This window comes from Alicyclobacillus sp. SO9 (genome assembly GCF_016406125.1).
Taxonomy (GTDB): domain Bacteria; phylum Bacillota; class Bacilli; order Alicyclobacillales; family Alicyclobacillaceae; genus SO9.
In genome coordinates, this window is record NZ_CP066339.1 from 1635838 (window position 1) to 1650070 (window position 14233).

General features: G+C 47.7%; 14 protein-coding genes. 10 read left to right on the forward strand and 4 right to left on the reverse strand.

What is annotated here, in order from left to right; genetic code table 11:
• The first annotated feature begins 2 nt into the window (after positions 1-2).
• The 7 genes from GI364_RS07335 (at position 3) to GI364_RS07365 (ending at position 6643) form a co-directional block, all read left to right on the forward strand.
• Entirely contained in the window at positions 3-1091 is a 1089-nt protein-coding gene (locus GI364_RS07335) for a glycoside hydrolase family 88/105 protein (protein ID WP_198852983.1), read from the forward strand.
• 43 nt (positions 1092-1134) lie between these two features.
• Positions 1135-1962 (forward strand): 5-dehydro-4-deoxy-D-glucuronate isomerase, encoded by an 828-nt coding sequence (kduI, locus tag GI364_RS07340; RefSeq protein ID WP_198852984.1) that lies wholly within the window; start codon positions 1135-1137, stop codon positions 1960-1962.
• A 44-nt stretch (positions 1963-2006) separates the two neighbouring features.
• Positions 2007-2765 carry a 2-dehydro-3-deoxy-D-gluconate 5-dehydrogenase KduD gene (gene kduD / locus GI364_RS07345; RefSeq protein WP_198852985.1) on the forward strand — a complete coding sequence of 253 codons (759 nt, stop codon included), beginning with the start codon at positions 2007-2009 and terminating at the stop codon, positions 2763-2765.
• A 502-nt stretch (positions 2766-3267) separates the two neighbouring features.
• Complete coding sequence (locus GI364_RS07350) at positions 3268-3897, forward strand: bifunctional 4-hydroxy-2-oxoglutarate aldolase/2-dehydro-3-deoxy-phosphogluconate aldolase (RefSeq protein WP_198852986.1); 630 nt, start codon at positions 3268-3270, stop codon at positions 3895-3897.
• Positions 3898-4031: 134 nt separating this feature from the next.
• Positions 4032-4763: a glucosamine-6-phosphate deaminase gene (gene nagB / locus GI364_RS07355; RefSeq protein ID WP_198852987.1), complete on the forward strand. Its 732-nt coding sequence runs from the start codon at positions 4032-4034 to the stop codon at positions 4761-4763.
• A 623-nt stretch (positions 4764-5386) separates the two neighbouring features.
• Entirely contained in the window at positions 5387-5617 is a 231-nt protein-coding gene (locus tag GI364_RS07360; protein WP_198852988.1) for a NifU family protein, read from the forward strand.
• 195 nt (positions 5618-5812) lie between these two features.
• Positions 5813-6643 carry a YihY/virulence factor BrkB family protein gene (locus GI364_RS07365; RefSeq protein ID WP_233096049.1) on the forward strand — a complete coding sequence of 277 codons (831 nt, stop codon included), beginning with the start codon at positions 5813-5815 and terminating at the stop codon, positions 6641-6643.
• A gap of 46 nt (positions 6644-6689) precedes the next feature.
• On the opposite strand, the gene GI364_RS07370 is transcribed toward GI364_RS07365, so the two are convergent.
• Positions 6690-7139 (reverse strand): OsmC family protein, encoded by a 450-nt coding sequence (locus GI364_RS07370; protein ID WP_198852990.1) that lies wholly within the window; start codon positions 7137-7139, stop codon positions 6690-6692.
• A 165-nt stretch (positions 7140-7304) separates the two neighbouring features.
• Between GI364_RS07370 and folB the strand changes: the two genes are divergently transcribed.
• A complete protein-coding gene (gene folB / locus GI364_RS07375; protein WP_198852991.1) occupies positions 7305-7676 on the forward strand; it encodes a dihydroneopterin aldolase in 372 nt (123 codons plus the stop codon).
• A gap of 77 nt (positions 7677-7753) precedes the next feature.
• On the opposite strand, the gene GI364_RS07380 is transcribed toward folB, so the two are convergent.
• The 3 genes from GI364_RS07380 to GI364_RS07390 all read right to left on the reverse strand — a co-directional run bounded on the left by GI364_RS07380 (position 7754) and on the right by GI364_RS07390 (position 10404).
• The gene (locus GI364_RS07380; protein WP_233096050.1) at positions 7754-8752 is read right to left on the reverse strand and encodes a tetraprenyl-beta-curcumene synthase family protein; all 999 of its coding nucleotides are present in this window, start codon (positions 8750-8752) and stop codon (positions 7754-7756) included.
• A 100-nt stretch (positions 8753-8852) separates the two neighbouring features.
• The gene (locus tag GI364_RS07385) at positions 8853-9218 is read right to left on the reverse strand and encodes a hypothetical protein (protein ID WP_198852992.1); all 366 of its coding nucleotides are present in this window, start codon (positions 9216-9218) and stop codon (positions 8853-8855) included.
• Positions 9219-9366: 148 nt separating this feature from the next.
• Complete coding sequence (locus GI364_RS07390) at positions 9367-10404, reverse strand: M42 family metallopeptidase (RefSeq protein ID WP_198853892.1); 1038 nt, start codon at positions 10402-10404, stop codon at positions 9367-9369.
• Positions 10405-10614: 210 nt separating this feature from the next.
• Between GI364_RS07390 and GI364_RS07395 the strand changes: the two genes are divergently transcribed.
• Both GI364_RS07395 and GI364_RS07400 read left to right on the forward strand, forming a co-directional pair.
• Positions 10615-12183, forward strand: a complete 1569-nt coding sequence (locus GI364_RS07395; RefSeq protein WP_198852993.1) for a dynamin family protein — start codon at positions 10615-10617, stop codon at positions 12181-12183.
• A gap of 28 nt (positions 12184-12211) precedes the next feature.
• Complete coding sequence (locus tag GI364_RS07400; protein ID WP_198852994.1) at positions 12212-14212, forward strand: dynamin family protein; 2001 nt, start codon at positions 12212-12214, stop codon at positions 14210-14212.
• Positions 14213-14233: the final 21 nt, after the last annotated feature.

A 14233-nucleotide genomic window follows, 5' to 3' on the forward strand; every position in this document is an offset into this window, starting at 1 on the left:
GAATGACTGCACAAGGCTCTGGACTGGATTCTGTGTTAAGAAAAATCGTAGAAGCGACCATCGCTCTGCATGGTAACGCTGAAGAGGAACCATTTCCAATTGGATTGGTCGATATAAACAACTGGGAGTGGCCTCAAGGAATTGGCCTATATGGACTCTTTCAATATGCTAAAGCCACAGAAGACACTCGCATTATGGCCTTTCTCGAGGGATGGTTTGAACGGCACTTTCATAATGGTCTGCCAGCTAGAAACATTAACACCACGGCTCCACTTCTAGCTCTGATATCGTGGTATGAGTTCACGCAATCGGCCGAGCAAAATTTTGGCGAAAAATACCTGTCATTATGCCATGATTGGGCCAATTGGTTAGTAACTACTTTGCCAAGAGCCGGTGAAGGAGCTTTCCAACATACTATAACCGGTGACTCTAATGACGGACAAATTCTTATCGATACCCTCGTCATGGCGACACTATTCCTTGCAAAGTTAGGTAAGATATCGAATCGTAGCGATTTAGTGGATGAGGCTCTGTATCAGTGGTTGGTACATATCAAGTACTTAATTGATCCAAAAACAGGACTATTCTTTCACGGTTGGACATTTCGAGAGCGTCATCACTATGGTGCCGTTCGCTGGGGAAGAGGTAACAGTTGGTTTACCATCGGTGCTGTTGAGCTATTTGAACTATTAGATTCCACCAGTGGTTCAACTCTCCGGCTGATCCAAGAGACATGGAAACGTCACATAGCAGCCCTATCAGCATTGCAAGAGAGAGATGGCATGTGGCATACCGTGTTGGATGATCGATCGTCCTACCTTGAGAGCTCATCGACAGCCGGATTCGCTTACGGAATTTTGAAAGGCGTTCGACTGGGGTATCTAAGTGAAGAATGGAAACCTCTAGGCGAACGAGCTATTTCAGGCCTTGTCAATAGGGTACAGAGTGATGGAGTACTCAGAGATGTCTCCTACGGAACTCCCGTTGGTGAAACAGTGGAATTCTATAAAGCGATCTCTGTCAAACCCATGACATATGGCCAAGCATTAGCAACTCTGGCGCTGTCTGAGGGATTGTACCTCGAGCTTTAGGAAGAACAGCGATTTTGCTAAAAAATACTGAAAGGTGATGGAAATGAAAATACGCTATGCATCCCACCCGGAAGACGTAAAACATCTCTCTAGTCGCGACATATACGACAGATTTACCATCCGTAACTTGTTTGTTGAACACCAGATTAATACCGTTTTTTCGCATCATGATCGTGGAGTTGTATTGGGAATTGTACCGATTTCACCGCTAACACTCGAAGAAGAGCCAGCACTGCGAGCAAGTTATTTTTTAGAACGGCGGGAGATGGGATTGATCAATATTGGAGGGGACGGGACTGTCCAAGTCGATGGTGAGACATACACCTTACACTCTAAGGATGGAATGTATATTGGTAGAGGCGCAAAGCAGGTGACTTTCAGCAGTTTAGACAGTACCAATGCGGCTAAATTTTACGGGCTGTCTGGTCCTGCACATAAGTCACTTCCTACCACTCTCATACGCTTTCATGACACGATGTCCTTTGATCTAGGATCGGAGGAACATTCTAACAAACGAGTTTTGCGCCGATACATACATGAAGACGGAGTTCAGGGCTGCTCGCTAGCGATGGGAATGACAGTCCTAAGTGAGGGTAGTGTATGGAATACAATGCCACCCCATGTTCATGATCGACGCTCGGAAGTCTATATGTATTTTAATGTAGCAGATGGTCAGAGAGTATTTCATTTCATGGGGGAGCCAAACGAAACTCGGCACGTCATCATTGGAAATGAAGACGTTGTGATTTCGCCGAGTTGGTCAATACACAGTGGGGCGGGAACATCGAATTATAGCTTTATCTGGGGCACCATAGGAGAGAATGTCACGTTTAGTGACATGGACAATTTAAACCTTGCGGATCTTAGATAGTCCCTTTTAGGGTATTTCCAGATGGCGATTGGGAGGAGTTACGCATGTTAACGGATCTGTTTTCTCTAAAGGGAAAGACTGCTCTAGTAACTGGAGTTAGTCGAGGATTAGGTAAGGGTATTGCCTGCGCGTTGGCGGAATATGGAGCAGACATTGTGGGAGTCGGGATTAGTAATATGAACGAAACTTCAAAATGTGTAGAGGAGTTAGGCGGTCAATTTACTTCGGTACATGCAAATCTCATGGACCCAACGAGTGTGAGACAGTTGCCAGCTAAGGTTTACCAAGTTGCTGAGAGAATTGACATATTGGTAAATAATGCAGGGATTATTCGGCGTTCACCTGTAGAGGATTACAGTAATGAGGACTGGCAGGATGTGCTAGACGTAAATCTCAACGCTGTATTTTATCTGTGCCGCGAATTTGGCACAAAGATGGCTCTTCGTGGTTTTGGAAAAATAATTAACGTTGCTTCAATGCTTTCCTTTCAGGGTGGACTGCGTGTCCCGGCATACGCAGCTAGTAAGCACGGTGTAGTTGGGTTGACACGTTCACTATCCAATGAGTGGGCTGGCCGTGGGGTTAACGTAAACGCCATCGCTCCGGGATACATGGTGACGGATAACACTGATGAATTGCGGGCAAATACCGAAAGATCCAAAGCGATTTCAGCCCGGATTCCGTCGGGTCGCTGGGGTACTCCAGATGATTTAAAAGGGGCAGCAATTTTCCTGGCCTCAAAGGCCTCCGATTATGTCCATGGACATACAGTATGTGTTGATGGTGGTTGGATGTCGTCGTAACTTAGGCATCGGCGCTCGAGTTAGTGAACTACGTGCGACATACCTTGGTAAGACGCGTAAACCATATTGTTACAATACTGAACATAGTCTATATCTCGCTATCCTTATTAAACGAACTAGTTGTCATGCGGGGCTGCTGCTGAAGCCGGTCATGTCTCGATTTGCTGAACACGAGATTGCAGAAAGTGAAGAGTGCAATTCTGTTGAAAACTCGGGTAGAGAATAGGGGTGTAGTGCTTCATGGTGCTTTTGAGGTCGACACATGTAGCAGAAACGCGGGTAGTCCGCATGCCCCTCATGGCCGGTACTAAGTCTAGCTGATGTGATGACTTACGCAGGAGACTCGATGGGTTAACGGTATGTTACTGGGAGGGCCAATGGGAGATTGTTTACGTGTCGAGACAGTAGTTGGATCGCGCTTTGATAGTCATTGGGATTTTTGAAGCGTATCCAACTTGAAAGAGGTCCAGCGGGTACTTGACGAGACAAGTGAGGTTTTTTAATGAGGGGAGAAGAAATCAGTTTCATGCGTCGTTCGCGCATTATAGCGATTTTACGGAGAATCCCTTTGGAGTCGGCTGTTCAGATTACTGATGCTGCCATAGAGGGGGGTATCAGGGTGGTCGAGGTTACACTCGAAGGTAAGGATGGCCTTAAGGTACTTTATACTCTTCGGGACAAGTACGAAGACCAACTCTTACTTGGCGCGGGAACCGTAATGAGTTGTGAACAGATTAAGGAGGCTAGTAAAGCGGGAGCACAGGTTTTATTTAGTCCTTATCTAGATGTAAAACTGTTAGACTGCGCACAAGAGAATGACATTTTATTAGTACCAGGTGTTACCACACCAACAGAGATTGTGAGGGCTAACCAAGCTGGTGCAAAAGTACTTAAACTGTTTCCGGCAAACTCGCTGGGAGTGGAGTACTTGAAGAGCCTTTTAGGACCATTTCCCGAAATTTCAGTGATACCAACTGGAGGTATTACGCGAGCCAATGCGAGGTCATATCTTGAAACTGGTGCGCTTGCCGTTGGTATGGGAAGTGAATTGTTTCCAAGAACCGACGTGGAACAGGGGAATTGGTCTGAGATCATAAGATTAATCAGCAATACGTTGGAGTCGTTGTCGTAGCATCTTTGGTGGACTCAAAGTGGTGGGGGCGAGCGTATCGGTACTGATTTTGATTTTGCACATGAAAGGAGGCTCCGTATCGAATGTGATGTTGAGAGGAAAAGAATTTGTTGAAGTGAGGGGGATAGGGAAATTTGCAGATTCGTAGATTTGACACTGCCACTGAAGCAGGTTTATATGCCGCCACAATAGTCGAACAGGTCATGCTGAATCGGCGTCGCCCTGTTCTTGGGCTCGCAACAGGAGCAAGTATGTTACCTGTCTACGACTCGTTGATAGGATTCCATAGAGAAGGTCTGGATTTTGCCAGTGCGGTATCTATAAATCTGGATGAATACGTTGGACTACCGCGTGAGTGCGAGCAAAGTCTGCATGCCTATATGGACAGACATCTAATGAGATACGTTAACGTCTCAAAAAACAATATGTATATTCCAAATGGAGATGCGAAAGATCTCGATTCGGAATGCGCCCGATACGATGAGGTGCTCAGAGCTAATCCAAGAGACGTTCAACTTCTAGGAATTGGGGTCAACGGTCACATTGCGTTTAATGAACCGGATGATTCTCTTTCCACACGTACACACGTAGTTAGTCTAGCGAATGAGACCATAACGAGCAACTCGAGGTTTTTTGATGATGCTTCACGTGTTCCGAGGCGTGGCATAACAATGGGACTACAATCTATTATGCAGTCAAAAAAGATAGTACTATTGGCCTTCGGGCAAGAAAAATCCCATGCGGTGAGATTGGCCCTCTCCGGTAAAGTAACTACAGATATTCCGGCAAGTATGTTACAGCTACATCCAGACGCCACTGTCGTGTTAGATGCTAACAGTGCCGAATTGTTATCTTCCAGACAGTAGCACAACCTTGTTGGTCAAAGGAGGCGACATGTCTGTTCGGTCAATACAAATAATTGACCCTGTGGAGGTCCCTCTTAAGCCCATTAACCCACGAACACCGTATTCTTTTTAAACATTCATAGTTAAAATAAGAATTTTGGGTGAAGGTAGCTCCGTGCGTGTGTCTCCACCCTTTGTCAGATCGACTTAGGTAAGATTCGAGTGTCATGAAGAACTATCTCCCGTGCATTTGGTAGGGGTATGGCCCAGGTGGTTGATATGAGGGTTGGTGTCCTCTTTCTGACCATGGGCTTAAAGACCCCATGAATGAGAGGAAGGTGCATCGGCGTGCACGCACTCATAGAATGCCTTACGGTAGAGGTCAAGATTCTTAGGTTTAGGGAGGGTCTTTGATCTAGTATGCTTTTACGATCATCGGGATCCATCTAAACCTTTGTAATTTTTTCACACGAATCCCGCCCCTCTGTACGTTCGCCAAATGATTTAGTACAGTGTATTATGAGTAATTAGCGCTTGAGCAGGATAGCCACCTAGTATGAAGGGGTAATTCCCACCCCATCTCTTCGTTGTATCTTGCCAAAGTTGAATTTTTTAGGGTATGCTACAGCTAACGGAGGGGTTGTATGAAGATAGAAGAACGTATTGGAGAAGCCTTGGACTCAATCCGTGAGGCGATACAACAAGACGGCGGCGACGTCGAATTTGTATCTTATGATGGCTTTACAAAGACCGCTTTTATCGCACTGACGGGTCAGTGTGTAGGCTGCCCGGCCAGTACCTTGACTTTAAAAATGGGTGTTGAGCGGGCTATCAAGCAAGTTGTTCCTGAAGTAGAGCACGTAGAAGCATACTAAGAATTGTGGGCCAAACGGACGTTCTACGCAATTACACAGAAAAAATACATTGCGGCGGTGCGAGTGCACCGCTTTTTCCATGCATATGGATATACTGCGTAGTAGGTACTTGTCGTATGTAGAACAAGCGTCACTAAATGAAGCATCGCGGGTGAGAATATGGGGATATCAACCAAAAAACCAAAAAGCCCTTTTGTGAAGTTTGTCATCCACCTGTTTAACGGCGTGGTCGATCACGACATTGCTTCACTAGCGGCCACGATTGCATTCTATGCGTTTTTCTCGCTGTTTCCACTGCTGCTGCTGGTTATTTACGCAGGTTCTTTTCTGCTCCCGCATGTGCAAACCGAACAAGTACTGCTAAAGGTACTGCAGCCGTATTTTCCGGCATTAAGCGGCACACGGGAGTTCATTCAGCATAATCTCGACAATTTGAGTGTACAAGGACGCAACATCAGTTTGATTAGTGCGGTCACTTTGACCTGGTCTGCTACCAGCGGCTTCATTGCTTTGCAGCAGGCCTTGGACGTAATCTGGAAGTCACAGCAGCGTTCATTTTTGGCTCGTCGTCTGATCTCGTTTCTGATGCTGATTATTCTCCTGCTGCTTGCACTGTCCACTGCTGTGATTACATCGCTCTATCCGTTGGTACAGCACATTCCCGTGTTACAGCACGGGATTCTGGCACGGCTTTCCGCCAAGCTTTCCGTGATTAGCGGCTTTTCCAGAATCCTCTTTCCTCTCTCCCTGTTTATCGGCTGTCTTGTGATATACCGGTTTCTGCCGTCGAAGAAAGTTGATTGGACCTACTTGCTGCCTGGAGCCTTGTTAACAATGGTAAGTGTCGACGTTGGCCGTGCCTTATTTACGTGGTATGCTTCACACTTATCGCGTTATCATATCATCTACGGTACTTTTACAGTCGTCATGCTGGTGGTCTTGTGGATGTATCTGGCCAGCATTGCCATGCTGTTTGGCGCTGAAGTATCCGCCAGTCTGTTTGCCCTGCAGGAAGAAACAGATTAGTCCCAAAGCCTTCTTCAAACTCCTTGGTCATCAAGTCATCAAGTCATCAAGGTTTCACGGCAGGCGCAACGATTGTCGGCCGCACGGTGACAGCCACATTCCCGCGCAGTGCGCTTGAAACCATACAGGTGTGCTCGGCATGGTTAGCCAAGTTGATAATCTCGTTCTCGTCTATCTGCTCGCTGAAATAGATGGTAGGTTGATGTTCAATTTTATCGTAACGCAATACGTCTTCGTCCACAGCGTATCCGGATGACTTCAAATCAATCCTGGTGTATGGAATCTGGCGATTTGACAACAATGTGGAAAGCGTCATCATGTAGCAACTGGCAGATGCAGCCAATAGAAGTTCTTCTGGAGTCGTTCCCTGTCCTGGGCCCCCGCGTTCAAGGGACATGCTGACATCAGTGCTGAAAGCAGAGAAATGAATCGTGCCAGTTTCTGTTTGTGGTCCTGACCATAGACCTTGGATGGTATACGTATGACTATTTTCCATGATAGCGTTCCCCTTTCTTGACTGTTCAGAAAAATTCCAATTGTCAACAGTTATTGTAACGCCGACTGTTGGTCCATTACCAGTATGTTCGTTAAAATTTTGAGAAGTTCCCAACGGAGTATGATAAGCTAGACAAGGATTTTGCACAGAGAAAGGACGTACACGATGGATTTCATCTCATTGACGGGGCTTCAATTTTACGGATTTCACGGTGCGCTAAGTGAGGAAACACACCTCGGACAGCGATTTATCGTTCACTTGAAACTGTACCTAGACCTGCAGGACGCAGGACAGACAGATTCTCTCTCTGCAACCGTGGATTACGCGCAAGTCTATAAATGTGTTCGCAATGTCGTAGAAGGAGCCAGTGTTCGACTTATAGAACGCTTGGCAGAGCAGATAGCTCGCAATGTATTTGAAGAGTTCCCGTTGATTCAACAAATTGATGTTGAGGTGGAAAAGCCGGGGGCACCTATTCCTGGAGTGTTTGGGAATGTGGCCGCACATATCCATCGCCACCGAAAGGAGTTGCCGTAAAGCCTGTTCATTGAAAGCCAATGAACAGGTCTCGGCGGATGGCGAATGGCCAGGTGAATGGTGTATCGAATAAGTCGTTAGCGAACGATTCTATACACAATACATGCACCATAAAACAGCCAGGTTGTCGGCCCTGAGCTCCAGACCAGTTTGCGGGCAGGTTGAACCTTTGCCTGTCGGCCCACTTTGTTGTCTGACAAATACATCGCTAACAACCCATTTACGACGTGACGATGGATATTCGTGTTTGCTTCGATGCCTTGCACGTGCTGCAAGGCTTCTGCTTTGAAACGGCGCAAGCGGGAGTAGGCCTGTCCCATCGATGGATAGGATTGGACAAAATTAAAATCTCCCTCTTGAATGTCTTCTTCCAGGTCAATCAGGTAGTCCAGCAAAATGTGAAGTCCGCACAACCACGGAAAGTATCCCTTCCAAATCGCTTCAGCCTGTTCCTTAGAGAGAGCATTTTGAGCAGCTGCGAACAAAGCAAACGTCCCTAACGTCGATCCCGTTGCCGCCGCAAACTCCCACCACGACAACTCTGGAAATTGTTCTTCGTACCCTTTTGCCCATTCAATCAGGCGCGGCTGTCGCTGTGACGGCTCAATATGTTTATACTCCTGGAGCTCACAGTACCGCTGTGTCAGCCACTCCACGTAGGGCTTGGCTGCATCGTATCCAGGCAGCTGCCGGATTTCCGACTGACACGCAGTAACGAGATCCGCCAGATAACCGCCGTCGTCAGGATATCCGCGCAAAGCATAATAGGGGCGCAAAGGGGCATCCGGATTAACAGCGTCGCGCATGGCGTGATGTAACTGATGAAAATCCCGTTCGTCATAGGTCTCGCATCTGTCGCAGAGGTTGTCCAAGTAATCGCTGATGGTCTGCAATGCCACTATCAGACGAACCAATTGACGCGTTCCTGCTATCTGCTGTGCGGCGTATACGCTGCCTCCGTCAGAGTGAAAGCGTTTGGTCGTGAGGCTCGCTAAAGCCTGCTGGCGCAGAACATCGTCCGGGATGTTGGAAGCTTTTTGCGTCCATCGTCGGATTTCGTTCCGCGCCACCGGCATCACTCTGAAAAAGAGACGGTACAGAAATCGAGGAGAGTTCATCTTGATGGATGAATACAGGGTGTTACACCTCCGCAGGGGATTATAGTGTTGCAAAACTCTATTTCATGAGAAACTGACCGAGATCGCCCGCCATTTTCAACGCCTTCTTTGCATTATCGGCGGTTAAATACTTTCCCAAACTTCCTGGAACCGCTGCTCCTGGTCCTTGGGGTGTCGGAGTCTTTGCAGCAGTGCCAGGAGAGAATGGAATTGGGTGAGACTGCGCTGCGGGTTGAGCCATTTGGCTTTGCGCCGGCGGATTCGATTGTGCACTCGGACTTTGCTGCAGGTAACCCTGCTCATTATTAATGAATCCTCTGCGTTTGGCCCCTTTATGGACCATCGTCAACAATTCCCTGACTTTTTCGTCCTGAGCCACGTTAAAGGCGAGAGAGCCGAGTCGAATGAATGTGTTAAACTGCATTGTCCCCACCTCCACGTTGAGGCACCGAAAGGTTTCAGTCCCTTGACATCGTCATGTACTGATACAATTACAATATGTGAAGGCGAGTAAACCGGGACAGACACATGTCATTGTTGGCATGCGGAATTTACGAATTTCCTCTCGAGCATTATTCCATGACAAGAGGCGACTGGACATACGCCAATAAAAGCTTAAACGTATTATCAAGTGCGGCAACATGGGTTCGCTCATAGGCGTGTGAATTGGCTACGCCAGGTCCAATCAAACCGTGTTTGACGTCGACACCGGCTCGCATGGCCATGGATGCGTCGGAATTGTAGTACGGATACACATCTACCGCATATGTCAGGCCTGCCTGTTCTGCCAGAGAGACCAAGTGCCTTCTGAGTCCCAGATGGTAGGGGCCCGAAGAGTCTTTAGCGCAGATGGAGACACAGGACTCGGAAGTGGTTTGACCATCCCCGATGGCCCCCATATCGACGGCAAGATACTCCCATGTCTCCGGTGGAATGTTGGAATTTCCGCCGTACCCGATTTCCTCGTTGTTGCTAATAAGAAAATGTACTGGATGTGGGAGCTTTATGGACTTCTGCTGAATTTCGCGTAACAAGCCGAATAAAATCGCAACACTTGCCTTATCGTCCAAGTGTCTGCTTTTAATGTACCCGGAGGGAGTAATGGTTGAGCGTGCATCAAAGTACACAAAATCCCCAACAGAGACTCCTAGGGCTTCTGCTTCTTTTTTTGTATCTGACTTTGCATCAAGCACAACTTCGATATTGTCCTGGGTACGTTCTGTTTTACCGATTTCCCGGTTTACATGGACTGCCGTATTGTGCAGGATAACTGTACCCGTTATGGTCTGGCCGGACTCGGTATGTACCTCGCAGTACTCTCCTTCAATTGTATTCCATGCATATCCGCCGACCTGGGTCAGACGTAACCGACCGCTTGGCAGAATTTCCTTTACCATTCCGCCAAGTGTATCGACATGACCCGTAAGCAGACGTGCTTTGCTTGCATCTTCGCCAGGTACAGTGAAGAGGAGAGCTCCTTTTCTAGACGTTGTTGATGTAATACCAAAACTCGACACTTCTTCTGTCAGACGCCGAATAATCGTTTTTGTGTCACCTGTCGGACTGGGTGTCTTCAAGAGTTCCAACAAAAGGGTTTGTATGTATTCCACATGTTCTGGTGTGCCTGCTACAGTCGTTGATGAATTGTTCAATGAATAGACCTCCTTCAGCAACCCCTATTTTAACACTGTCTGCGTCTAACGTGTAACGACTCCGTCGGACACCTTTATTTGACAGTGTTCATCTGTTACTGTTCATTTGCCTTTACAGGCCTGTGACAGGTAAGCTTGAACAAGCACTTTATAGAAGGAGCGCTATCGATGCCTACAAATTTGATGCAGACAGAAGACAAGGTGTTTCTAACGCAGATTTCCCAGCTTGCCAAATCCTTTCAAGACTCAGGAGACAGTGCTGCGGCAAACAAGTTGAGGGATCTCATAGACCGCGCCCAAACAGATGAGGGCAGCGCGTATGCAGCTTTTGTCGGATTGTTTTCTGCAGGAAAATCAAGTTTGTTAAATACACTCTGTGGCAGTGATTTGAAGACGGGGGCAGTGCCGACAACTGCCGAGGCCACCCAAGTGAGGCTTTCCGACAGGAATTCGAATGTGGTGTTACTGGATACCCCGGGAGTGGACTCGACGGACGATGCTCATCAGGAAGCAACGGAGAAAGCACTGCACTTAGCCGATGCAATTGTGCTTGTCATGGATTATCAACATGTTGAGGCCGAAGAAAATCTGGAATTGGCTCAACAGTTTGGTGAAGGTCAGAAACGACTGGCTATCGTCGTCAACCAGATTGACAAGCATTTGGATTTTGAACTACCGTTTGAAGATTTCCGGCAACGTGTTGTGACAACCCTTGATGACTGGGGAATTGAATATGATAAGCTCTTTTTCACCGCCAATACAGATAGTCCATACAATCAGTTAGACAGTTTGTCCCAGTGGCTGTTGGAGCTTGCGATACCGCAGGTGAACGAGGGCACGGAAGAAGCACAGCAACCAGAGGACGCATTGGAAGCTCATGGCAGCACTCAACCCATTCCTGCACGCACCGATATGCTGATGCTTCGAGTCGAAGAAGTGGTAGATGAGCATGTGAGGTGGCTCTTTCAAGCAGACTGGCAGAAAGAATCTGAGCGTGTCGAACAGTTGGCAGGATTTCAACTTGACACAGTTGCAGACATCAAGCAGGAATTTGCCGATATAACGCGGCGAGTCGACGAGAACAGACGATACTTGGAGAAGGCCGCAGAGCAATTGCACCACGTTCATGACACCATCTCTGAAAAGATGTTGAGAAGCATTGATTCGGCTCAAATTGCACCTTACGAGACCACGGGAAAGGGCAAGGCCTTCATTGAAAGCATGAAACCGGGGTTTCATGTTGGATGGATACGAAAAGAGGAGAAAACGAGGGACGAACGTCAGACCAGGCTGCAACGCTTTGTCGAAGACTTGCGCTCGAAGTCAACGCAGTTTTTGCTTTGGCCGACGCAAAGTGAACTTCGCCAGATGCTTGCAGAGCAGAAATGGCTGTTCACCGAAATCGAAGACGAAATTTCCCATATGGAGTTGTCGGTGACTGAGGAATTGTGCAGCAGGTTAGTGGAAGAGGGAGCGCTGGTGTCCGACAGCTACTCTCACCAGTATGTTGCAGATGTAGCTTCCGCAATCAGGGCTCAATGTTCGAGGCAGGTCAAGCGAATCCTTGAGAAGGTCAGAGAAGTTACCGAGGAACATCACACTATGGAGTTGTCTGGTGAAAGACAAGCCTTGGAGCGTTTGAAGGAGATTCAATCAGCACTTGCTGACATGATTCGTTTGAACGAAGATATGGAAAGAGACAAGGAACAGTACATGAGTTATGTCCTAAGCCAATAAGCCGTTGCTTTGAAAGGTGAAAACATCCATGAAGTCAATGTCTATTGAAGAATTGCAAACTAGCGTAACTACGGCCGTCAACCGTCTCCAGGAGTTGCCTCACAGTTCACACTGGGACAGACCGTTGCTGCGCTTACAGCAGCGTCTTGACAACAATCAAAAACTCGTTGCCGTCTTTGGAGCATTTTCGGCAGGAAAGTCGTCCTTAATCAATGCCCTTGTTGGAGACAATGTACTGTCAGTGTCTCCCAATCCGACAACAGCCAGTATCTCACAGGTTCAGTATGGAAGCGTGCCCGGCATAGAAATCACCGCCAAAACAGAAGAGCAGGTGCAGCGGGACGTCGATGCCGCAATGACACAGTTACACAAAGCACCGGCACCTCTCACAGAAGCCCAACAGGCGGCGACAGCTATGAAACTGCCGAAGTTTTCACCTGCGCAGAGGAAATACGTCTCCTTCCTAAAGAGCTTTGCACGGGGTTTTGCAGACATGCGGGACCGTTTGGGTCACACTTGGCAGGATGAATGGGACCAGCTTCAGCGCTATACGGCCGATGAGCATATTGCAGGGTTTGTTGACAGTGTTGCACTGTCCTTTGCTGCGCCCGTATTAGAGGAAGGACTCGTACTCGTTGATACACCAGGGGTCGATTCCATACACCGCAGACATACGGACGTCGCGTTTCGGTACATTCAGGAAGCCGATGTGGTTATCTTTGTGTTGTATTATACCCATGCGTTTTCCCGGGCAGACAAGAATTTCTTGCAACAACTGGCAGGTGTACAGGATGTTCTCGGCGAAAACAAGCTCATTGTCGCAGTAAACGCCGTCGATTTGGCCTCATCCGAAGCAGAAAAAGAAGATGTCCTGGCACGTGTGCGGGATGAGTTGACCAAGCTTGGATTGCCCCATCCCGTCGTTATCCCTGTTTCCAGTCAGTTGGCCCTGGCAGCAAAACAGTGGCAAGCAGGCGCACTGAGTGAACAGATGGAGGCAGTGGTTCGAAAGCGCATCGGTTTGAATGACACAGATTCGTTACCAGATGCAGATGAAGTCTTTGCACTGTCTGGGTTTGCAGGGCTGGAGACGCAAGTAGAGCAGTTTGCGAAGGAACACGTCTACAGTAGTCTGCTTGACAGTGTTCAAAGGATCTTTGCCGATACACTAGGACACATTTCAGAGCACATCGATTTACTTGAAAAAAGACAATCGGCCACAGATGAAGAGAGGTCGCGGCTGCGTGAGATGCGCAATGAATCTGTTGTGCAGCTGAGCGACCTTATATCTGCCCTCAACAATGGACAGTTGTCAGAGGAAGTTGTGGAAACATCAGATTGGAACGAGCTTGGTTTCCACGCAGCGCAGCGCATTCGATTAAAGTTTTCTCAGTTGTTTCGGGAGGCATTTTATCCCGGCAGGTTTCGTCAGGAAGCAAAAGCAAAAATTCAATTGCAGGACGCCGCGGCTGAGTTGGCTACATCTATCGCAATGCAGTTGGATATCGAGTCGAGAACCCTCTGGCTTCGCTTTCAATCATCCTTGATGCGAGCTCATGCTGAACTGAGAGACAAGGTTGGCCAGTTGTTATACAGCTGTCAAATAGAACGTAGTGAACTTCTGGACACTGAATATACTATGAGGGACAGTGAAATGCCAATCAACGAGGCGCAAGTGTCAATTGATACATTTACTCCGGTGCTCCGTCACTACAGGTCAGCAAAGCAGTTTTTTGAAGGGGGAGGAAATCAGGCTGCACTGCAACAGGCTGAAGAGTTAGTTCAACCTTTGCTTCAGGAAAAAATACAGTCTTTCCAAAGACAGGCAGAGGACAAGTTGCGTAAGGGGTTCAGAATTGAATCCGAAAGCCTGTGCCAAAGTGCTGTCGCGATGATTCAGCAGAGCATGTCAAAATCTGAGTCCGGGGACTCAAAGGGCGGCGTTGATTCAGATTTGAGAATGTGGCGGGAGTTATACCAACAGTTTGCTACAGAACTGGAGTTATTGAAGTCAAGCCGCATTAGCTGACGTCTAGCAGTACAAATCCAA